This is a genomic window from Crossiella sp. SN42 (assembly GCF_023897065.1).
In the GTDB taxonomy this organism is placed as follows: Bacteria; Actinomycetota; Actinomycetes; order Mycobacteriales; family Pseudonocardiaceae; genus Crossiella.
Map to the genome: position 1 here is coordinate 47,556 of NZ_JAMHIV010000043.1, position 20,948 is coordinate 68,503.

At 69.9% G+C, this 20,948-nt stretch carries 15 protein-coding genes and 1 pseudogene; 8 read left to right on the top strand and 8 right to left on the bottom strand.

Features of this window, described 5'->3' with window-relative positions:
• Positions 1–144: 144 nt before the first annotated feature.
• The gene (locus tag M8C13_RS45655; protein WP_252485739.1) at positions 145–1,926 is read right to left on the bottom strand and encodes a vWA domain-containing protein; all 1,782 of its coding nucleotides are present in this window, start codon (positions 1,924–1,926) and stop codon (positions 145–147) included.
• Between the two features lie 125 nt (positions 1,927–2,051).
• Positions 2,052–3,524: an AAA family ATPase gene (locus M8C13_RS38465; protein WP_252485740.1), complete on the bottom strand. Its 1,473-nt coding sequence runs from the start codon at positions 3,522–3,524 to the stop codon at positions 2,052–2,054.
• Between the two features lie 215 nt (positions 3,525–3,739).
• On the opposite strand from M8C13_RS38465, the gene M8C13_RS38470 reads away from it, so the two are divergent.
• Entirely contained in the window at positions 3,740–4,345 is a 606-nt protein-coding gene (locus tag M8C13_RS38470) for a hypothetical protein (RefSeq protein WP_252485741.1), read from the top strand.
• Between the two features lie 21 nt (positions 4,346–4,366).
• On the opposite strand, the gene M8C13_RS38475 is transcribed toward M8C13_RS38470, so the two are convergent.
• Positions 4,367–4,840 carry a hypothetical protein gene (locus M8C13_RS38475; protein WP_252485742.1) on the bottom strand — a complete coding sequence of 158 codons (474 nt, stop codon included), beginning with the start codon at positions 4,838–4,840 and terminating at the stop codon, positions 4,367–4,369.
• 132 nt (positions 4,841–4,972) lie between these two features.
• Positions 4,973–6,655, bottom strand: coding sequence for a hypothetical protein (locus M8C13_RS38480; RefSeq protein WP_252485743.1), 1,683 nt, complete (start codon positions 6,653–6,655; stop codon positions 4,973–4,975).
• Positions 6,656–6,808: 153 nt separating this feature from the next.
• Between M8C13_RS38480 and M8C13_RS38485 the strand changes: the two genes are divergently transcribed.
• From M8C13_RS38485 to M8C13_RS38495, 4 genes and pseudogenes are all read left to right on the top strand, one after another.
• Positions 6,809–7,402: a hypothetical protein gene (locus tag M8C13_RS38485; protein ID WP_252485744.1), complete on the top strand. Its 594-nt coding sequence runs from the start codon at positions 6,809–6,811 to the stop codon at positions 7,400–7,402.
• A complete protein-coding gene (locus M8C13_RS38490; protein ID WP_252485745.1) occupies positions 7,399–9,342 on the top strand; it encodes a hypothetical protein in 1,944 nt (647 codons plus the stop codon). The genes M8C13_RS38485 and M8C13_RS38490 overlap by 4 nt, the downstream gene beginning before the upstream one ends.
• 1,124 nt (positions 9,343–10,466) lie before the next feature.
• Positions 10,467–10,664, top strand: a pseudogene (locus M8C13_RS45895) (hypothetical protein); the annotation flags it as partial.
• A 25-nt stretch (positions 10,665–10,689) separates the two neighbouring features.
• Positions 10,690–10,986 carry a hypothetical protein gene (locus M8C13_RS38495; protein ID WP_252485746.1) on the top strand — a complete coding sequence of 99 codons (297 nt, stop codon included), beginning with the start codon at positions 10,690–10,692 and terminating at the stop codon, positions 10,984–10,986.
• 194 nt (positions 10,987–11,180) lie between these two features.
• Here M8C13_RS38495 and M8C13_RS38500 read toward each other — a convergent pair whose 3' ends face one another.
• From M8C13_RS38500 to M8C13_RS38510, 3 genes are all read right to left on the bottom strand, one after another.
• Positions 11,181–12,146, bottom strand: a complete 966-nt coding sequence (locus M8C13_RS38500; RefSeq protein ID WP_252485747.1) for a hypothetical protein — start codon at positions 12,144–12,146, stop codon at positions 11,181–11,183.
• 53 nt (positions 12,147–12,199) lie between these two features.
• Positions 12,200–12,523: a hypothetical protein gene (locus tag M8C13_RS38505; protein WP_252485748.1), complete on the bottom strand. Its 324-nt coding sequence runs from the start codon at positions 12,521–12,523 to the stop codon at positions 12,200–12,202.
• Positions 12,524–13,146: 623 nt separating this feature from the next.
• Entirely contained in the window at positions 13,147–14,067 is a 921-nt protein-coding gene (locus M8C13_RS38510; protein ID WP_252485749.1) for a hypothetical protein, read from the bottom strand.
• A 672-nt stretch (positions 14,068–14,739) separates the two neighbouring features.
• On the opposite strand from M8C13_RS38510, the gene M8C13_RS38515 reads away from it, so the two are divergent.
• Positions 14,740–16,419, top strand: coding sequence for a CoA transferase (locus tag M8C13_RS38515; protein ID WP_252485750.1), 1,680 nt, complete (start codon positions 14,740–14,742; stop codon positions 16,417–16,419).
• 665 nt (positions 16,420–17,084) lie between these two features.
• Entirely contained in the window at positions 17,085–18,377 is a 1,293-nt protein-coding gene (locus M8C13_RS38520; protein WP_256510415.1) for a hypothetical protein, read from the top strand.
• On the opposite strand, the gene M8C13_RS38525 is transcribed toward M8C13_RS38520, so the two are convergent.
• Positions 18,352–19,671, bottom strand: coding sequence for a hypothetical protein (locus tag M8C13_RS38525; RefSeq protein WP_252485751.1), 1,320 nt, complete (start codon positions 19,669–19,671; stop codon positions 18,352–18,354). The genes M8C13_RS38520 and M8C13_RS38525 overlap by 26 nt on opposite strands.
• 196 nt (positions 19,672–19,867) lie before the next feature.
• Here M8C13_RS38525 and M8C13_RS38530 point away from each other — a divergent pair, with 196 nt between their 5' ends.
• Positions 19,868–20,920 carry a family 2 encapsulin nanocompartment cargo protein polyprenyl transferase gene (locus tag M8C13_RS38530; RefSeq protein WP_374213305.1) on the top strand — a complete coding sequence of 351 codons (1,053 nt, stop codon included), beginning with the start codon at positions 19,868–19,870 and terminating at the stop codon, positions 20,918–20,920.
• Positions 20,921–20,948 lie beyond the last annotated feature (28 nt).

A 20,948-nucleotide genomic window follows, 5' to 3' on the forward strand; every position in this document is an offset into this window, starting at 1 on the left:
CACCGGGTCGCGTTCCGCGACACCGGTGTCCCTCCCCACGGTCGCGAACCGTGGTGGAGTGGAAGGTGTTGCCGAGCCCGAAGTGGGGACTCGGCAACACCGGTGTGATGGGTATCCACACGCTTCCCGATCAGTCCGGATGGCTCACGACCGACGCCGAGATCGGACTTCGTTCTCGATGATGCCGTTGAGCAGCACGGGAAGTTGTTCTGTCTGGTCGGCTGGGAGCACCACCACCGTGGGAATCAGGCGTTGCAGCTTGTCCTGGTCGAGCGCGCCGAATCCTATGAGGACGGTGAACACGTCCGGCGGTGCCTGGGACAGTCGGCGAGCGGTGTTTGCCCGGTCGTCGATGCCCAGGAAGGCGTCGGTGAGCACGATCAGCATGCGGCGATGGTTTCGACCCGGCGCGGAGCGCTCGAGCTGGGCCAGCGCCCAGGCCACGGCGGGTTCCAGGAGCGTGCCGCCGCCCAGCGCCTGCGCCTTGGCCAGCAACTGCTCGGCGTTGTCCCGGGCGATCGGGTCGTTGAAGCCGCGGACTGTGCGGACGCCCTCGGTGAAGCCCGCCAAGGCGATTTCGACGCGCCCGTTGAGTTCGGCGGCCGCACCGAGCAGGCTGGCGGCCGCGACATGGCAGGCGGTCGCTGGTGCGGGATTGCCGGCGAGCATCGAGGACGAGCAGTCCACGACCAGCGCGATGGCCAATCGCGTCGCACCCTCGCAACGATAGGGGTCGAGCCAGATGGCGGGATCCTGCTCGCCGCCATGGGTGGCATGGAGGTAGATCCGGCTGGCCTGGCGATCCAGGTCCAGCCGCGACCCGCGGCCGCGTGGTCGGCACTGGAATGCCATCCCGGCCAGCAACGGTTGGAGCACCGTGCTGAGCTGGGTGGCCAGCGATTGGATCAGGTGCGCCTCGCGGCGAACATGAGCGAGGTTCTTCCCGCGTACCCTGGCTCCGGACCACTCGTCCGGAAGAAGCTCCTTTCGGTGCAAGGGATCCGCGGACAGAGCAGCGGCTGGATGGTTGCCGCGGAGCTGCTTGGTGATCGATCGCTCCTGCGCCTCGGCCTCTTCCCAGATCGCCTCGGCTTCCCCGCGCAGTGGTGACGCGGCGATCTCTTCGACAGCGTCTTCGACTGTCCATGGGCAGGGCTGTTTCGGTGGCTCTGGTTTGCCCGCGTCGCGGTGGCACTCGTGCCCGCCGCGGTTGCCGACCAGTTCGTCACGCAGGTTGCGCTCGAAGTCAGTACGTTCTTCGGCTGGTTGATTATCCTGCCAGTACAAGGGATTCGGTGGACAAGGATCGCAGGACTGGCCGCTGGCTTCGTTGTCGATGATGGTCGCCCCAGCTTCGTCGGGGTTGTACCGGCCGCGGCGGAGTTGCTCCTCGCGGGTCCAAGTCCAGATCAGGTCGAGCAGTTTGTCGATCAGGGCTGGTTCGGCCTCCTGTCCGTGGAGCCGGGCCGCGAACAGGAGTTCGAGCACTTGTGGCCACAACCCGGCGTAGCACTGGTCCGTAGGGGCTGAAGCGATTGTGCCGTCTGTACAACGGAGTCTGCCGCAACGCAACATGCCAAGGCCCCAGCTGAGCACCCGGAGGGCGTCGGCGTGCGGACTGTCCGCGGGTTCGAGGTCGGCGGCGGGGATCAGCGGCTCGAACAGGATCCGGTAGGCGATGTCGCGGTTGATCGGCCACCGGGTCAGCGTGCGCATGATGGGCAGATGGTCGCCTCGGATGTCGGCCAGGATGTTGGCCACGACGCCCCGCAGGGTGTTGCCGGGCTGCACCTGGTAGCCGTGGGCGATCTCCCAGGCGTGCATGGCTTCGTGACCGGCGACGTAGCTGATGAGCTGGTACCGCAGAGGGGAGTCCAATGTGGACCAGGTCGGGCCGAAGAAGTCCTCGGCCAGCTCGTCGGTCACCGGGAATCCCACGTGCAGGCCTGCCGGACTCGGGCCAGTGGCCGGTTGGGCAGATGGTGTGATCAGGACCGTGTGGCCCGGGACCAGCACCTGGAACATGCGGTGGACGATTCCTTCGTAGGACCTCATTCCAGGGCTCCTTCGTGTGCGGGGAAGGCGGCCTTGAGTTGCTCGGCGGTCAGGCTTTCCCGGAACGGCAGGTCGGTGATCTTCGGTTGACCCCAGCCCTGCAGGTTGTGCACGGTGGCCAGTGCGCGCAGCGCCAGACTGGGATCGCGGAGCAGCTTGCCCGCGAACACCGCGGCGGCGATCTCGTTCGGCTGCTGCCCCATGACCCTCCGGGTGACGGCCTCCCGCGCGGAGCGGGTGCCCCAGGTGTGGCGTGCGGCCAGCACATGGTCCTGGTTGAGGATGGCGACCGCCTGTACCGTCAACTGCGCGAACTGATCGATCTCGCTCAGCGCGGCGCCCCGCTCGGCGGCGGTCACCACGCCTTCGCCGATCAGGTGGTCCAGCATCGCGGTGCCGGCCTGGACGGCGTCGGCTTGTAGCGCCGCGACGTCGGGCTGTCCGAACGGGACGGCTGTCCAGCGCGACATCCACTTCTCGCTGATGTCCGCGCTGGGCCGGTTGGTGGTCACCGCGACCAGCGCGCCCGGATGGATCGGCACGTCGATCGCACCGTTCTCGATGGGGTAGTACGCGCGCAGCCGGGTGGCCGAGGGGTTCAGCAGCGGTTCGAGTGCGTCGAGCACCTCCAGGCGGTCCATCCAGTGGTGCAGGTCGACGAACTCGACCACGCAGGGCCCCTGGATCGCCTTGACCAGCAGGCTGTGCTCCAGCTTGGTCGCGCCGCCGGTCAGACCGACGCGGAACAGCTCGGCCTGCTCTGGGCTGTTGATGGTCAGGTAGGGCACCTTGCGGATGGCCGCGATCCGCGCCAGGCTGGCTGACTTCGCGGTCCCGGGCGGTCCGGCGAGTAGGAACACCGAGCGGCCGAACCGGCTGAGGTTGGCGATCTGCGCGCAGGCTCGGTCGTTGGTCACCGCCCCGGCCAGGCTGGCCAGGTCCGGCACGAGCCCGGCCAGTTCAGGTGCCAGCTGCTCGGTGACTTCCTGGAAGGGCAGGCTGAACGTACTCAGGACTGGGCTGGCCTCTTCCCAGGTTTCCTTGTCAACGGAGAAGAATCGCCGGGCCCCGCCACTCGAGCTGGGAAGTTCCCCCGCGGGCACCAGGTCATCGTCCGGCAGCCCCGCTGTCACTCTGAGCGTGGCGCCCGCCGCGCCGGCCAGCTTCGCGCCGGCCTCGAGGACGGCCCGGTGGTGCTGGCATGGCCTCTGCTGGCACTCCGCGCAGTAGGTGCTGCCGCCGACGGGCTGCGCGACCTCAATGATCTTGACGGTGTGGAACCCGGCCGCCCGCGTCACCTCGATGCAGACCTTGGTGAGCTGCGCCGAGATGTTGTCCTGCACGAACTGTCCGTGCAGCGTGATGAGCAGGCTGTTGTCGCCTTCCAGGACGTCGGCGTAGAGCTCGTCCATGCTCTGCCAGAGCACGCGGGCCGCGGTCAGTCGCTTGTTCAGTGTTTGTCCAGCCATGTTCTTCCCTGGCACGCCAGACACCCCGAGGGTCGCCAGGGAGTTGCCACCACCTTCGGCATGAGCGGTGGGCGCCCCCTGGCGAGAGGCGTGATCGGGATGCGCTGTGGAGCTGTCAACGTGCGTGCCCGCGATCGACCGCGGGCCCAGCGTCAGGTAACGCGAACGGCCGGCGACGGCCGCACTGGGCGTGTTGGCGCCGACTGTTGCTGGATATGAGATGGAAACGGCCTGCATCGCAGGACCCACAGCGGCAACTGCTCGACTACCTCGGCCGGCTGGACGCCTCGTGGCGGGACCGGGTCAGCGCCGTGATCCGGCCGACGCTGCCCGGGGCCGTGGTCACCGGCTACTGGCTGCGCACCACCACGGTGACGGACGAGGACGCCGGCGAGGCCGGAGCGCTGGACCTGATCGTGGCCACCGAGCGGGTGCTGGCCTACCTGCAGTTCCTGGCCCTGCCAGGCGTCCAGCGGTGGCGACTGGTCGACCGCACCCAGACCTGGGCGTTGTGCGAACTGGCTTCGGTGGCCACCGAAACCCTGCCGGCGGCGCCGGGCGGCCAGGACGGGCTGTGCTTGCAGATCGCCCCGCCTGGTGCGACCAGCGAGGTCAAGCTGACCCGCGTGCGGCGGCAGCCGGAGGGGGAAGCACTGGCACTGGCGACACTGCTGGGCACGGTGCGGCCGGAGGTGCTGCGGATCGTGGTCGAGGCCACGACCGCCGAGGCCACCGAGGAGGAGAACCAGCGGCAGCGCCTGGAGCTGGACCGGCTCCGCGGCTTGGCCGAGGCCGTCCACCGCGGCCTCGCGTTCGGATGAACGATTCGTTCCCGCTGTGCCTCAGCCCGAGGTGGAGCCCCAGAGTGGGTTCGTGATCAGTTGATCTGGCCGGTGGTGGGCGGCACGGCCGGTGCCGTCGGCGGCCAGGCCCAGCTCCGTCAGCGCCGCGTCGACCTGGTCAGCCAGGTCGGCTCGCTGGGAGTCGGCCAGCGTGTATACGAGGTCGATCAGCTGGATGACTTGGCCGGTCCACTCCGCGCGGAACGCGGGCCTGGCGCCGGCCGAGCTGTGCGTCCGGCCGCTGGCGTGCCGGTCGTCCAGCGCGCGCTGAACCTGGTGCAGCGACAGCTCGTTGCGGATCGCGGCCGGCAGGTGCACGCGGCTCTGGTCTTGCCAAGGCAGGACCAGGTCGGTGAGCTGGTTCTCGATCCGCTCGATCTCCGCGGCGGTCAGGTCGAATCCGGTGGCCAGGTGGTGCACCAGGACGGTGACCAGGGCCTCGCGGACTGCGGCTGGACTGTGAGCGGCGGACACCGGGGTTCCTCGCGTTCGCGTCAACGGGACGACCGCCAGGGTAGCGCCGCGAACCTGGGAAGGGAGGGCTCGCCACCCGCACGACCTGGGGAATGCTGGTCGGCGGGTGGCGAACCCGGTGCCGTTGAACGGCTACCGCGGTGAGGCCTGACCCGTGCCGGTGGCTCCCGGCGGGGCCCAGCCTTTCCGGGCTGGATCGGCGCGCACCCACCGCTCGTGGCTGACCCCGGACGCCCCATCCGCCTGCGGGCTGAGCGGAGGCGCCACCACGTACGGCGGGCGCGCCCAGAGCAACTGCTGCTCGGTGGGCTCCACGGCGACCGGGCTGGTCCGTTGTGGACTGAGTCGGTCAGGTTCGGCTTTCTCGGCCAGGGTGCCGGGCAGGGAATCGCCGAGCAGCTCGAAGATCCCGCCCGCGTAGCGCAACGGGAACTCGCAGCTGGCCACCGAACGACCGGAGACCCGCAACACGGCCTCCTCGGGTGGGTGAACCCGGCCGTCGGGGTCCCTGGCCAGCATCAGGTACACCGATGCCGTCTCGAACAGCGCGCGGGCGCCGTTGATCTCCGTCGGCGCAGGCGGATCCAACGGCGGGCGATGGGTCTTGCCGGTCCGGCTGTCCACGGTGACCTTCGGCGGCGGTTCCCGGCGAGCGTTGACCTGCTCGCACACCAGGACCGTGCAGTGCTGCCCGGTCAGCTCGGCGAAGCGGGCAGGGTCCAAGCCCACCCAGCCGGGGTCGAAGACCCGCAGCGAGGTGTCCACCCCGCGGACGAACTCTTCGCAGACGCTGAAGTCGCTGCCGGTGGCCAGCATCGAGGTCAGGTAGTCGACCACGATCCCGGCGAACCAGCAGTCCGCCACCGCCAGTTCGTGCTGCCGGGCCCACCGTAGGTTGGCCGCGGCGAAGCGGCGCAGCTCGGTCTTTACCGCTCGCAACCGGGCCTGCGGATCGCTGCCGACGCGCGCGAAGAACTCCTTGCCGAACAACAGCATCCGCGGCCGGCCAGCCGGAGTCGGCTCGAACAGCAGCCGTCCGTCCGGGCAGTAGCCCTGGAGCAGCAGCACGATCTCGGCCCGGGTCAGCTCGGTGCAGAAGAACACGACCTGCGTCTCCGGAAACACGTGCGCAGCCGAGGTCGCCACTTGGATGGCCCACCAAGCCGCCAGCCGGGTCTTGCCGACCTTGGTCTTGGCGCCGAGCAGCACTAGCTCGGCGAGCCAGTCGGTGCGGTGGTGCAGCAGTGCGTCCAGACGTGGGTGCACCGCGATGCCGCGGCCGGTGGCGTGGGTGACCAGCTCGGCGGTGAGCCGGTCGGCGGTGTGTTCGGCGTAGGGATCGGTGTCCTCCCAGCGCTCACCGCTGGTGCGGACCAGTTCTCGCAACTCCGCGGCGACCTCCGCTGCCTGCTCGTGCGCGCCGGAGAGGTAGTGGTGGCGAGCGGTGGCGAACAGGTTGTCGACCTGGCGGTGCCGCCAGCGCCGGTTCACCGCCGCGGCCACCATCTCCACCTCCTCCGGCACCACCGGCAACTGAGGGTGTGGTTGGTTGGCTTCGCGGTCCCACCAGGCCAGGGCACGGTCCAGCGGGACGTGCAGTTCGGGGTCGAGGTTGTAGCGGATCCCGAGCCCGGCGAGCTGCGGGTGGGTGTCGCGGATCGTGCGGAGCCGGTCGAACAGCTGCCCGAGTTCGCGATCGACGAACTCCTCGGTGCCACTGCCCACCAGCGTTGTGCGGCCCGCGGCCAGTGTCGGCTCGCGCACCAGGCAGGCAACCAGCGCCGACTCGTCGTGCAGCGCGTTGAGATCGTCCACACCAACTCCTCCAAGGCGACAGGCGAGCGGAACTGCTGAGCCGGGGCTCACCCGTGTCCTGGTAACGCGGCAGACGGCTGCCTGGCTGGCCACCGGGACGAGTGCGCGTTACCTGCCGTCGCGTCCGAGCAATGAGAGGAGAACCTGGCGATGATGGGCGATCTCGCGTCCTGGGCCCACCCAGGAACGATCATCGGCGACAGCAGGTCGCACGGGAACTACTGGCTCGACCGAACTCCGCCTGAACATTGCTGCTGGATCGGCTGCAATCCGGTGCACGGCACCTTCCACTTCGGTGCTCGCTGGTTCACACCGGTCGACGGCATTCCCGAGCTCCACATGGTGGCCAACCGCCACCACGGTCTCTTTGTCCTGCAAGGGCTGCCGTACCTGCGGGCTGGACAACCCGTTGCGGTGGCGGACATCGAGCGGATGGAGAAGCACCTGGCCGCGCTGGCACGCAACCCGGAAGCACGAGTGGATCCCATGGACAGCAGGCGCTTGCCGTTGCTGGACATCCTCTTCCGCGCGCAGTCCGGCGGCGTCCACTCCTGGATCAGCGTCCGCGACGGTGACCTGTCCAGCCCGGCACGCGACAAGGTCGATGGCCTGGACCGCTTGCGCTGCCGACTGGCCAGTGCGGAACAGCTGGCCTTCTGGGCACATTCCGACGGAGTCGACTGGGGAAGGCCAGCGGCTCATGTTCCTGTACCGCACCAACTCTCGACATCCGGGAGCATCCGATGACAGCGAAGTCCACTGTGGATTCTCAAGAGCTGGACCTGTTCGGCAACGTGGTGGAGCAGGCCAGGGAACTCTGCCACGATCTCGACGGCGAGCAGGTCTCGATCCGGGTGCACCGGACTGACTTGTCGCAGTGCCTACAGGAGGACATCGAGCAGCTGGCCGACCTGGAAGCGGTGCTCGTCGGGCTGAGCCAGCAGACCGTGCCGCGATCGGCAGCCGCGAACCGCCGGCCGCACCTGCTCGCGACCAGGAATCTGCTCACGGAGGTGGCCAACACCACCGCCGTGCTGCACCGCCTGTTGACCGCACTGCACCAGCGACCTGACCACACCGAGTTCCTCGCGGCCACCGCGGTGGCTCACCTGGTGCTGCACGGCCGGCTCGGCTCCGCAGCCACGGATTCGCACTCCTTCAGCGGCCCGCCGTTGAAGGAGCCGTTGCCGGTCCGCTTCGCCGCGTTGACCACGCTCAAGGAGTCCGGGACGAACGTGGCGGCGGTCTTCTGGGGCCGCACCACCAAGGCCCGGTCTGTGTTCCTGGACGATCTCCGGCTGCTCCGTGAATGGGTCTCTGCGGTGCCTGAACTGCGCGCACCGGACCGACTGCTGCCCGGCGGCACGACCACCAAGGTGGCTCGACCGGCCACGCCCCGGCTGGCCGGGCAGGTGGCGCCCGTGTGCGACTACGAGACGCTGAGCGAACCGCAACTCACCGAGGTGCACCGCTGCCTGCGCAGCGGTCAGGGGCCGCAACAGGCCGCACACCAGGCGCGGACCGCGGACCGGCGGCTGCGCTCGCAGGAAGTGGTGGTGTCGGCTGCTCGGTTCGGTATCTGGGCCCAGCAGTCGCTGCTGGCCGGCGTTCTCGATCCGTGGATCACCGAAGCCCTCGGCCTGGATCGCGGGCAACGTCCCAGGCCGGGCGAGCTGCTGCGCCTGGTGCGCCGCCGGGTCGCCAGCGGCGCCGAACACGCGAACCTCGGCGAGACGGAGGAGGACGACAGGGTGTACATCGCCTCCAGCTGGTTCGACCCGTCCTGGCAGGGGAACGAGGACCCGGTGCGGGTCTTCGCCACGCTCTACACCCCGGCCGTTGGGGCCTGGTACCAGATTGTGCGCGGAGACGTGCACGACCTGCTTGGCCTGACCCCGATGCGACAGGCGCACTACGCCGCGCTGATCGCCCACGTCACCGCGGGCGGGAAGCTCTCGGACTACGCCGCCTTGCAAGGCAGGCGGTACCGGGATGTCCTAGCCGCTTGGGACCTCCTGGTCGGCCATGCCAGCTTTGCCCGGTTCGCCGCGGAGCGTGTCCGCGTTGCCCTGGCGAACCTGCCCCGGCTGGCCACCGAGGACACGGTCGAGGCCATCCTGGCGAAGGCAGGAGCCATCCACGCCCAGTGCCAGGACTTCAGCGTGGACTCGGGCGAGTTGTCCGTGGCCCTGACCGGGTTCACCGAGGCTTCCCGCACCGGGAACTCGGCCGCGCTCGAGACCGCCTACCGCTTGCTCCGCGACCGCGTCCACCGGTCGTGGACCCGGCTGTTGCGGTTGTGCGCGCCGCTGGACCTGGCCATGTGGACTCAGGCGGACATCGCCGAGTTCTACGCCCGCAAACCGGAACTGGCCGGCATCGGGCAGGACAGCGCGACCGCGCGGGCCCGCTGCATCGCCACCATCCGCGGCGAGGTGACCCGGCTCTTGGCAGACCGTCCGCCAGGAGCGCCCGGTACCGAGCTGGAACTGCTCACCGAACTCCACCGTGCGCTGGCCGAGGCCATGCGGGCCGACCGCCCGCCGTGCCTGCCGCGGCACTGGCAGCTCGATCTGGAGCCTGGTGGAGTTCACCACGAGGTTTGGCTGACCTTCCGGGAATGGCCCGACATCGTGACGGTGGTGACCACAGCGAAACAACTGGCGAGCGAGACCAGGTCGGTCTGAGACTTGGTCATCTTCTCGTTGAAGGGAGCCGCGAGAACCGCGGCTCCCTTCCCATTGCACGCCGATGTTCACCGCCTCTAGTTTTCTGAGGCCTGCATGGTGTGGCGTTCGGCCGCGGCGAGCGGTGGGACTGCCGGTGCGATCGCGCGGGGCGGACTTCTGGCCGTGGTGAAGATCTCGATCTGGCATTCGCACGCTGATTGCTGGCGACATGGGTGTTGGCCAAGCGGTCCCGAATCCGGTAACCGAGCTGTGGCGCCGGATCCGACGACCCGCTTCTCCGCAACCGCGAAGGCAGACCCATCACCATCCGCCGCTACGCCCACCCCTGGAACCGGAGCGGCAAACGCCTGCCCTGGGTTGAGACCCAGCAACCATCCACACAGTGGTTGCGCCACGACACCGTGACGTGGGTGAAGCGCAACATCGACTCAGGCATCGACCGCGCCTTGACCGGCCCCACCGACCAGAGCAGCGACGTGGGGGCCACCATGACCTACGTCCGGGGACCTCCAGGAGATCGCCAAGGCGCTCGCCATGCTTATGGGAGAACCCCTTGGCGTAGGTGCGGGCATCATCTGTAGGCCAGATAGCAGTGGTAGTAGCCGGTGAGAGGCCCAGTTGAACTCCGCGTACCGGGCGACTCGTCTGGCCCAGTGAGCACTCGATTTCCGGCCCCCTTCAGGTGGTGTTCCCGAGCCATGGACTCCGGTGAAACCACCGCCCAGGAACAGTTCACGCAGTCCCCTTACCCGCCCCGCCACAGCCCCGACCTGCCCCAGACCCGCGCGCGGACCACCGCCCAGGCGCACCGGACGGGCTTGGAGGACTGAGCGGACCCCTGGTTCGCGATCTGGGACGAGCAGGACCTCACCGACGTCGACTTCCCGCTCTTCGCCGCGCTGGTGCACCTCGGGCTCGTACTTGGACGACCTCCTGCTCGAACGGCACAAACACGACAGGGACACCGTCGGCGCCAGGGTCTTCCTCAACCAGTTGGCTCGGATTTCGCACGGTGCCGCCCCCGGCCAACCCGGTCGAGCACGCGCCCGGTGACCTCTGGCGGCGCACTACCGCCTCCCCGGACTGGCGGGCCCGCCTGGCCGCTGGCCGACTACCTGGACATGCGCCGCCGCGCCGGTGGCGCGCACTGGGCCGCCCAGCTCGCCGAGTTCGTGCTGGAGCTGGAACTGCCCGCGCCGGTGCGGGACAGCTCGGCCATGCGACGGCTGAGCGAGGCCTTCGCCGATGTGGTCGACCTGCACAACGACCTGCTCTCCTACCGCCGGGAAACCGAGTACGAACAGGCGGTCAGCGACGCGGTCGTGGTCTTCTGCGCCTTCCTCGGTGAGCGGGCCGAGGCACGGGCCCGGCAGTTGCTGGAGACCCGGCTGGAGTTGTTCGAGCACCTGTGCCGCACCGAGATCCCGGCCCCTGCCCGCCGAACACGACCCCGCCACGGCCACGACCAACTACCGCTACCTGGCCGGGCTGCGGGACTGTCTGGCCGGGGACTACCAGTGGCACCTGGAAACCCGCCGCTACCGCGCCGAGCCCTGGCAGCGCAAACCTCGGGCCGGGCTGAGCGGGCCGCGCGGGCTGGGCACCTCGGCCGCACGGCTGGGCACCGGCATTGCGGGGTGACCCAAGGCCATGAGCCACCGACGCACCCCCTGCGTGACACCTGCCGACGGGTGAGGGGACCAGCAGCGGCAACCCGCGTAGCCTCCTTCGGCCGCGGCGCGTGGGGTCGCGGCTGGGGGTGCACGCGCGGCGGTCCGGAGCCCGGCGGGCTCCGGACCGCCTGCTGTGGTCAGTCGTTGATCGGGCTGACCGGGTCAGGCGATGGTGCAGTTTCTGACGATGCTCCCCTCCTGTGGGGCGGGGGTGAAGATGCAGGTGGCGCCGTCCTCACCGGGGCCGCCGCCGTCGACGGTGCTGTCCTGCTCGTTGCTCGGGCCCTGCTTGTTGTTGCCCTTGTTGACGCCGCCGGTCAGGGTGATCTTGTCCATCCCCTTGCCGCCCGTGACTACACCCCACTTGTTCAAGTTGTTGATGTCGATGCCGTTGGCGGAGCCACCCTCGTCGAAGCACGTCCTGGCGTCTGGTTCGCCGCCGATGAGGGTGATGGCGTCCTTGCCGTCACCGCCGTCGACCAGGCCGACGTTGGCGATGTCCCCGCAGGGGGCGACCCCGCTCCGGCCGGCATGGAGGGTGATGATGTCGTCCCCGGCATCGCCGGTGACGACACCGAGGGCGTTGTTGGCCTCGCTGACCTGGTCCAGGTAGGGGCCGCCGTAGCCGCCGTAGAAGATCAGGGTGTCATTGCCGTTGCCGCCGTGGACCTCTGCGGCGTTGGCCACCGCGTAGTCGATGTATCCCGCCACGCCGAGCGTGATGGCGTCATCGCCATCGTCGCCGTTGATGATGCCGTAGTTGGCGGGGCGGACGGAGTCATAGGAGAGGAACTTGTCGTTGCCCGCACCGAGGTTGACGATGTCGACCTCGCCCTTCAGGTCCGGGCCGTAGACGCCGCCGAAGTACACGTCGTCCTCCCCTGCCCCGGCGTTGACGGTGATGGGTTCCTCGCCGTCGTTGTTATCGCCGGCGTGGCACTTGATGATGTCGTTGCCGTCGGTGCCCTCGATGATCGCGCGGTTGCCCACGTGGGTGCCCAGGGTGTCGACACCGTTGACCTGGCACGGGATGCTCTCAGCCGCCATCGCGGGCACGGCGGGCATGGTGAACGCGCACACGAGGGTCGCACTGGCGACCACGGCGAACGCGGTGAATCTGGCGCGCATGGGGAACTCCCTGCTTGAGGAACCTTCGGTGATGCCGGGCGCCGGTGGGCGGACTAGCTCGGGCACTTGCGGAACGGGAAGTTCGGCTTGTGCAGCTTCACGCCCGCGCCCTGCCCGTAACCCCTGACCACCCGGTCGTTGGTGAAGCGGTAGTAGAGGGTGCCGGTGGACCGCGTGATCGTGCAGTGGACCCTGACCAGCGAGCCGATGTCGCAGTAGTCCAGCAACTCTGAGGCCGGATCCACCTGCACGGTCATGCGCACCTGCTGCACGCACCGGCCGCCATTGGATATGTTCGCCCCGAGTGCTGTGGGGGTGGCCAACAGGGTCAGGCTGAGCACGCCCGCTCCTATGGCGGCGATTTTCTTTGACAGCATCGGATGCCCTCCTCGGTTGCGCACTGTGAGTGACCGTATGTTCACATCCCGAGCCACGAGTTTGGTCACCGTTCAGGTGTGCTCACCCGCGCGGGTGAGGTTTGACCGGGTTGCTGGGAACGAATGATTTCCTTGCGCGGCAAGAGCTTTCGACTGTCTACAAAGGACACTTAGGCGACTGCCGGAAATAGCCGGTGGGCTGGAGTCGCGGCGAACGTGACATCTTCCCTGGACAATGGGAGACATGTGTGCTTCCGTCGAAGGCGCGCCTGCGACGCTGGCCCGTCCGAAATGTCCACAGCGAACTGACTTCCCGGCGCCGAGGCGGGATTCCGTTGGCGGTGACCGATGACAGCCGTGACGACGTCGCCCGGCTCACTCCGTCGATCGAGGCAATCGCTACGGCGAGGACTTGTCAGGACGGTGCACAAAGGACAGTTGCGGTGACGGAGAAGTAGCCCTGGAGCTTGTGGGGTCATTTCACTTCGCCGTCCGGAGGGCTGCGGAGTAGTCGCGGACCCCGGTAGCGCGTTACCGCTGCCGGTCGAGGTGACCGGCAGCGGCAACAGGGGTCAGTCGGGTGTTACGCCGTCATCGACTGATGCCCCGGCGGTTTCCGCTCCTCACGGGGTCGTGCAGTTGGTGACGAAAGCCGGGTTCTCGGGTGCGGGGGAGAAGACGCACACCGCGCCGTTGAGCCCGCCGTTGACGGTGGCCTCCCCGCGGTTGCTCGGCTCCTGGCCCGCGAGGCTGCTGCCGCTGGTGAGGTAGATCTTGTCGAGTCCGGCATTGCCGTTGACCTGGCCGAGGCCGGCGTCCGGATCGTCGTCATTGGCCGCGCGGCCGAGACGGTTGAAGCAGGTGTCAGTCGCGCTCTCGCCGCCGGTGAGCCTGATGGTGTCGGCACCGTCACCGCCGTTGACGATGCCGGTGTTGGCGGCGGCTCCGCAGTCGTCGATACCGGTCTGGCCGCCGAAGAGGGAGATGGTGTCGGCGCCGCCGCCGCCGCTGACAACCCCCGGCTCGATGTTGGCGATGCTGAAGGAATCGTTGAAGGAGCCGCCGTAGAGGGTGATGGTGTCGTTGCCAAGGCCGCCGTTGACAGTGCCGTTGTTGCCGTCCCCGTTCAGGAATCCCTGGTCTACGGGGAGGCCGACTTTGATGGTGTCGTTGCCGGGACCGCCGTTGAGGGTGCCTTCGTTGGACGCCTTCCTACCATTGGCGAAGCTTGCCTGGATGATGGTGAACATGGTGTCGTCGCCAGGACCGAGGTTGACGGTGCTCCGGGAGTTGACACCGCCGAAGGTGACGTTGTCGTCGCCGTCCAGGGTGTTGAGCAGGATGGCGGCGTCCTCATCCTGGTGGGAGGTGGTCTGGCAGGTGATGACGTCGTTGCCGAGGGTGCCGGTGATGAGGTGGACGTCATTGACCTGGAGGGTGCCGTTGGTGGGCGTGCCGTTGACCACGCACACCGGCGCGTCATGATCGGCCGATGCGAACGGTGCGGCCACCACGCTGAGGACCAGGCTCGCGCCGGCGGCCATGGCTAGTAGGCAAATTTTGTTTCTCACGTTGAGCCTCCTGGGCTGGAAGATTCCACAGAGTGAGCGTGTTTCGAAAAATAGTCAACCTTGCGGTGAAAGAATTCTGGGCCTCACCTGATCGGGTGATTTGAGTCCGGTTCGGAAGTGGCCGTCGTGTCATGAGGACGGGTTTCAGTCCGGTCCCGGACCTGTTTTCCGTCGCCGTGCTTGTCTCAGGTGCGAGCAATAGGCAAGGGTGCGGGAGTGCTGGCCAGCGCTCCCGCTGGACGGGTTTATCTACGAAATCCGAATGCCCGGATGGCGCACCATGGCGGCTTTTCGGTCGGAATCGGTGCGGCCATCCGCGCCGAGTAGTGGCAATCGTACGCCGTTGCACCGGCATACGCAGTAACGACTTCGGTGTCGTTGTGCCTGGGAAAGTCTCAGAACGGTCGCGATCGGGCAATGGTTGGGACAAGAGGGGCATTCCGGTGTTGTTGGTGAACGGCCAACAGCGCTCTCCCGGTGGCGGCCCTCCGCTGGCGATGGAAGTTCACCCGAACCGGATCGGCGTCCACACCGAACCCTGAGGTCAATGCCGACCGCGGGCGCGTGCCACGTCACCCGCGAGGCGGCGCCCGGCGAGGGGAGTCCTATGTGCACTGTGCGGTCCGGCGTCGCCGGAGGACGGCGATGAGCCCGGTGCGGCCCGGCGCCAGGGCCACCGCCGCGCGCAACCTGGCCCAGCGGCAGCTGCGCGACCTCGGCATCACACCCAGGGCCAGCAACTGGTTCCTGGGCTGGACCGGCCCGGTGGCCGGACCGCTGACCGAGGAGACGACCGTGCAGGCGGCCTGCGGCATCGCGCACGTGCACGGCCGCCGCTTCGGCCGCCCGGCCCTGCTGCACGTCGACTACCCGACCGCGGCCGCCGGTGTCCTCGCCGCGCTGGGGGTGCTGGCCGTGCGGGTGGCCAGGGCGCGCGGGCTGCAGCTGCGGCGGGCGGAGACCTCGGTGGTCCAGGCCGCGCTGCTGCTGGTCTCCCCGTACCTGGCCGCGGGCACCGCCAACGACGGCCACCCGGACCCGGCGGATGCGGGTGGGTCGCCGTTCCGCTCCGCCGACGGCGTGTGCTTCGAGCTGGCGGCAGGGGAAGCCGAGGGCTGGCACCGGTTCTGGACCGTGCTCGCCGCCGGGCCGGACCCGATCCGGGTGGGCTGGGCATCCTTCCGGCTCCGCCACCTCACCGCGACCTGTCCGCTGCCCGGGGCACTGTTCCGGGCAGCCGCGGCGGTGTCCTTCGGCGCGGTCGAGGCCGCGGCCACGCTCGCCGGGGTCAGCGTCGCGCGGGTGCGGGCGGCCGGGCAGCCGGTGCGCGGGGAGTCGCCGTGGCGGTTCACCCCGTCCGGCCCGCCGGTTCCATCGGCGGGCAGGCCGCCGCGCGCCGCGCCACTGGACGGGCTGGCCGTCATCGAGCTGGGCCACGGGGCGCGGGGTTCGCTGGCGGGCCATGTGCTGAGCTTGCTGGGCGCGCGGGTCATCCGGGTCGAGCCACCTGGCGGCGATCCGGCGCGGGAGCTGCCGCCGCTGGCAGGGGACACCTCGGCGCACTACCGGGCCCTCAACGACGGCAAACGTGTGACGCGGCTGGACCTCAGCTCACCCGGCGGGCGGGCTGACCTTCTCTCGCTGGTCACGGGCGCGGACGTGTTCCTGCACAACTGGACGCCTGGCAGAGCGGCCCAGCTGAGGCTGGATTCTGAGTACCTATCCAGAGTGCGCCCAGGACTGGTGTACGCGAGCGCCGCAGGCGGGGGACCGGGGCCCGGACCAACGGGCCCGCCGAGCGTCGACAGCCTGGTGCAGGCGCACAGCGGGCTGGCCGCGGAGATCGGGCCCTCCGGCGCGCCGGCCATCCCCTCGCTGATGCCGCTCACCGAGACGATTGGCGGGCTGCTGTGCGCGCAGGGAGTGCTCGCCGGGCTGTGGTCCCGGTTCCGCCACGGGCAGGGCGGCCGGGTCGACTGCTCCCTGCTGGCGGCCGCGGAGCTGTTGCGCGGGATGCCCAGGACCGCCCGCCGCGCACCACTGTCCACTGAGGACGGATGGTTGGGGATCTCCGCGGATCCGTTCTGCCACACGCAGATCGGCACCGCGTTCGACCTGCCCGATCCAGCCGATCACGCCCGGCTCGCCGAACGCTGCGCAGGCCGGTCGTCGAGTCACTGGCTGGAGCGGCTGCGCGAGCTCGGCGTGCCCGCAGTAGAGGTGTGCACCGACCTGGCGCAGCTGCCCCGCGATCCGCGGTTCGCCCCGGCCCTGTGCTACGCCGACGGCTACTACGCCCCCAGGCCACCCTGGCGGTTCTCCTGACGGCGGTCACCGCCGAGGAAAGTCAGCTGATCATCCCGGTGCACTTTTCGCGGAACCGCAAGGGTTCTGGACCATCCACAGTGGTCATCCGCTGGCTGGTCATGGCCACCGGTGCCCGCGATGATCGATCGGCCGCCTTCGTCGGCGCCGTTGGTCTTGACAGCGTTGACGGTGCGCCCGCTCGCCGCAGCGGTGGCGACTCTCTTCGACGACATCCGGTTTCCTTCCGTGGTTGCGTACGTTTGGTGACCACATGTTCGCACCGCCCGCGAAACTTCCTCTGACTGCAACGTCTTTCACTATCCACAAAGGACTGCCGATGATGAGTGGGAAGTATCCATCGGGGTGAGATGCCGACCAACGTGACTTCACCCCTGGACAACGGGGTGCGGGTGTGCGACGACCTGGCGCAGTCCTGGTGATCAGGCTGGGAAAGCGGACTAATCGCGCGGCTGGCCGGCCTGGTTGCCTGGTGAGACCCGTACGTTTCGTTGGCATGTATGGAAAACGACAACCCGTGCGAGTTTGCGGGCGCTGGATGTCCTCTGTGGGGTGAATGTGGCGTCCGATTCGGGGACGGGGAGGCGTGCGGCGGGAAACCTCGGGGTAGAGCTGGTGTAACAGCTTCTTGAGGTCGTGCACCGGCACGGGGTGGGGTGGGTGTGATGAGGCGGAGTACTTGGACGGAAACGTTGGCGGTGCGGGCGTCGCCGCCGCTGGGGCAGGTGGCGGTGGCGTTGTCCTGGTGGCATCCGATCCGCGGTCTGGTGGAGTGCCCGGCGGCGCGGTTGCTGGGTGGTGGGTTGCGGCGCCGGGGGTTCCGGGTGCGCTACCGGCATTGGCCGCCGCCGGCCGCACCGTCGCCGACGGGTGCGGTGGCGTGGGCGCGGGTGGCGTCCTACGTGGCCGGGGACGGGGCGGTGGTGGGTATGGCCGCGGCGGTCGCGCCGGGGGAGGAGGACCGGTTGGGCGCGGTGGTGGCGGAGGAGATCGCGGACTGGGTGCGGGTCTGGCGGACCCGGCAGGTCCTGCTGGCCGGCACGCGGCCGTGGTGCAGCGGGTCCACGGCCGCGCGGCGGGTGCTGGAACGGTTGCTGGCGACGGAGAACGCACCGGTGTACGTGCTGGGCGCGATCCCGGCCTCCCGGCGGGTGCTGGCCGGTCTGCGGGCCGGGGGAGCGGTGTTCGTGGCGTCGCTGGATGCCGTGCCCGAGCAGGCCCGGGTGCTGTTCAGCCAGGCGGGAGTCAGCCTGGCGGTGCGGGCGGAGGCCGCGGCGCGGGGGTTGGCGATCACTGACGCGACGTGTCCGGTGGTGGCGGCCACGGCCGGTGAGGTACGGCGGTTGGCCGAGCAGGGGGAAACGGTGGTCCTGGTGGCTGACCCTGGACAAGCAGCCGTGCCGGGACTGGCGGGGCAGGCTCCGGAACACGTCCGGATGGTCGCGGACCTGCCCCACGTGCCCGGGCTGGAGGTGGCGGATCCCCGGCGGGTGGGGGTGGTGGTGGCGCCGGGTGCGCCGGTGGCCGTGACCCGGCCGGTGGCGGAGGCGGTGCGGAACCGGTTCGGGCACGTGCTGCCGCAGGATCCGGCCACGCTGTGTGCCGAGCCCGCGGATCGTCGTGCGGCGGTGCTGCGGTTGGCCGCGGACACCGACGTGGTCCTGGTCGCCGGACCCGCGGGCGCCGACAGCCGCATGCTGCTGGGCCTGGTCGAGGGTGCGGGCGCCCGGGCCTACCGGGTGAGCAGCGCGCAGGAGGTGCGACCGGCCTGGCTGGGCGGCATGGCCGCGGTCGGGATCACCGCCAGTCAGGGCGCGCCGGAGGGCTTGGTGGCCGAGCTGCTGCAGGGGCTGTCGGGGCTGGGACCGATGGCCGCGGTCGAGGTGGCGATCCGGTCGGCGGCGGTGGCTGTTCCGGTCACCGCGCCGGGGATCATCGCTGTGGTGCCGCGCGAATGAGCAGCGTGCGGGCCGCTGGGTGGAGGGCGTGCGGGCGGAGCCGGGCGCGCAGGGAACGCACCGCGTGGTCAATCCGCCCGGAGGACAGGTGCGGCCGGCAGTCGAGCAGACCGGCCCAGGCGGTGCAGGCCTGATCCAGGTGACCGGCGTCGAGGTAGAGCTCGGCCAGGCGGGCGCTGGTGATGGCGTGGGCGCGTCGTTCGGTGGCCGGGCGGTGGCGCAGCGAGGCGACCAAGGAGGCGATGGCGCCGGGCCGGTCACCGAGGGCGGCGAGCACTTCGGCGCGCTGGTGGGCCAGGGCGGCGGGGTGGTAGCCGCCGACCGCGGTGGCGTCCTGGGCGCGCGCGAGGGAGCGTTCCGCGTGGTTGAGGTGCGCGAGGGCGGCTCGGGCGTCGCCGGTGGCGGCCAGGGTCACCGCGTGCTGTCCGTCCAGGAAGGCCGCTTGTTCCGGCGGGAGCCCCTGGTACCGGGCAGCGGCCTCGGCCAGCTGCAGGGCGGTGCTGTGGTGGCTCAGGTAATGGGCTTGCACGCTCAGGCCGCGCAGGGCGGCGGTGTAGCAGCCGGCGTCGCCTGCGTCAGCGGCCAGACTGGCCGCGAGGCGGTAGTAGCGTTGCGCGGCGCCGTGCAGGATGTCGTCAAAGCACATCCAGCCCGCGAGGTAGGCCAGCCGGGCGGCGATCGACCACAACCGGACGCTGGTGGCGGGCGTGGCGGAGGCCCGCAGCCAGACCGCGACATCGGTGACCAGGTAGGTCGACAGCGCCGCCCGCGCGCGGCCACCCCCCAGGGTCAGGTCCACGTCGGAGAACACCGACAGCATCAGCGTGGCCGCCTGCACCTGGGCGCTGCCCACCCGTCCCCGTCCCGACGCCGGTCGTAACGCGGCGGCGGGGATGTTGGCGGGCAGGATCGGCGCGCCCACCGTGTAGATCATCGCGGCCTGGCCGGTGCGTCGCCCGGCCCCGGCCCCCAGCCGCACCAAGGATTCGGCCACGTCCTGCGCCGCCGCCCCAACCAGGTCCGCACCCGTGTCACCGGCCCGGAGCAGCCCGGTCTCCCCCGGGCCGATCCTGCGCCCCAGCCGTCGCGTCAACGCCTCGGCCACGACCTCGGTCACCAGCACGCTGGGCCGGGATCCGGAGAGCCAGTGGGCGATGGAGGTGCGGTCGTAGCGCAGCGCGAGATCGCTGTCCAGGCCGCTGGTGTTGACCGCGTCCGCCAGGGCCTGCCCGGTCCACCCGCTTTCCAGCAACAGGGCGGCCAGCGCGGTGTTGGGAGTGCGTCGGCTCGGCATCGCGAGCCGTCAACGTTTGTGTGTTGGGGCGTTCAACAAGCGCACAGGTTCAACACTTCCACCGCCAGTGGGTGATGGCAGCCGCCAAACAGTCCCTGTCTACTACGTACAGCTACCGCACGGACCTCATCAGTGACCACCTGTAACTGGATGCCGGAACCGGACAAGGCGGGCGGGTGCAGTGCGAACCACAGCGATCTCAACCACCACGACGACCACGGCCACCACACCGGCCGGCGGCGAGCGGACCGAGCACGGCAGACAGCTGCTGGCACGGTCCCGGACCCTGATCGAACCCGTGTTGCGGACGGCGGTGGACGGTCTGCCCGAGGTGTTGCGGCTGATGGCCGGCTACCACTTCGGCTGGTGGGACACCGCGGGCACCCCGACCCGCGCGGATTCAGGGAAGGCGTTGCGGCCGGCGCTGGTGCTGGCCGCCGCCGCGGCGTGCGGGGCTCCCCCCTCGGCGGGAGTGCACGCGGCGGCCGCGGTGGAGCTGGCGCACAACTTCACCCTGCTGCACGACGACGTGATGGACGCCGACGTGACCCGCCGGGGCCGGGCCACGGTGTGGAGCGTGTGGGGTGTGCCGAACGCGATCCTGGTCGGCGACACACTGCACGCCCTGGCGATCCGGGTGCTGACCGACGAGCGGCTCGCCGCGGTGGGTCCGGCGATCGCGCGGCTGGAGAGCTGTGTGGTGGAGCTGTGCCGGGGCGAGCAGGAGGACTGCGCGTTCGAAGGCCGCCCGGAGGTCGGGATGGCCGAGTGCGTGCGGATGGCCATCGGCAAGACCGGCGCGTTGATGGGGTGCTGTTGCGCGCTGGGCGCGCTCTGCGCCGGCGCGGACAACACCGTGGTGGCGGGGCTGGACCGGTTCGGACGGGAGATGGGTCTGGCCTTCCAGCTCATCGACGACGTGCTCGGCATCTGGGGCGACCCGATGACGACCAGGAAGCCTGCCGGTGCCGACCTGGCGGCGCGGAAGAAGTCCCTGCCGGTGGTCGCGGCCCTGACCTCCGGCACCCCGGCCGGCCGGGAGCTGGCGCGGCTGTACCACTCGCCGGAGCCGATGACCCCGGCGATGGTGGCTCGCGCCACGGAGCTGGCCGAGCTGGCCGGCGGCCGGGAATGGGCGCAGCAGGAAGCCGCCCGGCGGTGGGAGGCGGCGCTGGACGGCCTGCCGGACCGGCACGCGGCGGCCGATCTGGTGGCGCTGGCCGAGCTGGCCGTGCGCCGGGACCGGTGAGCTCCGTGCTGGGATCCCCGGGACGCCG

Excerpts from the sequence above, each read along its gene's own strand:
- M8C13_RS38485 (WP_252485744.1), top strand. The coding sequence starts at position 6,809 with ATGGGCGATCTCGCGTCCTGGGCCCACCCAGGAACGATCATCGGCGAC.
- M8C13_RS38470 (WP_252485741.1), top strand. The coding sequence starts at position 3,740 with ATGAGATGGAAACGGCCTGCATCGCAGGACCCACAGCGGCAACTGCTC.
- M8C13_RS38515 (WP_252485750.1), top strand. The coding sequence starts at position 14,740 with ATGAGCCCGGTGCGGCCCGGCGCCAGGGCCACCGCCGCGCGCAACCTG.
- M8C13_RS38505 (WP_252485748.1), bottom strand. The coding sequence starts at position 12,523 with ATGCTGTCAAAGAAAATCGCCGCCATAGGAGCGGGCGTGCTCAGCCTG.
- M8C13_RS38500 (WP_252485747.1), bottom strand. The coding sequence starts at position 12,146 with ATGCGCGCCAGATTCACCGCGTTCGCCGTGGTCGCCAGTGCGACCCTC.
- M8C13_RS38525 (WP_252485751.1), bottom strand. The coding sequence starts at position 19,671 with ATGCCGAGCCGACGCACTCCCAACACCGCGCTGGCCGCCCTGTTGCTG.
- M8C13_RS38520 (WP_256510415.1), top strand. The coding sequence starts at position 17,085 with ATGAGGCGGAGTACTTGGACGGAAACGTTGGCGGTGCGGGCGTCGCCG.
- M8C13_RS38465 (WP_252485740.1), bottom strand. The coding sequence starts at position 3,524 with ATGGCTGGACAAACACTGAACAAGCGACTGACCGCGGCCCGCGTGCTC.
- M8C13_RS38490 (WP_252485745.1), top strand. The coding sequence starts at position 7,399 with ATGACAGCGAAGTCCACTGTGGATTCTCAAGAGCTGGACCTGTTCGGC.
- M8C13_RS38510 (WP_252485749.1), bottom strand. The coding sequence starts at position 14,067 with ATGGCCGCCGGCGCGAGCCTGGTCCTCAGCGTGGTGGCCGCACCGTTC.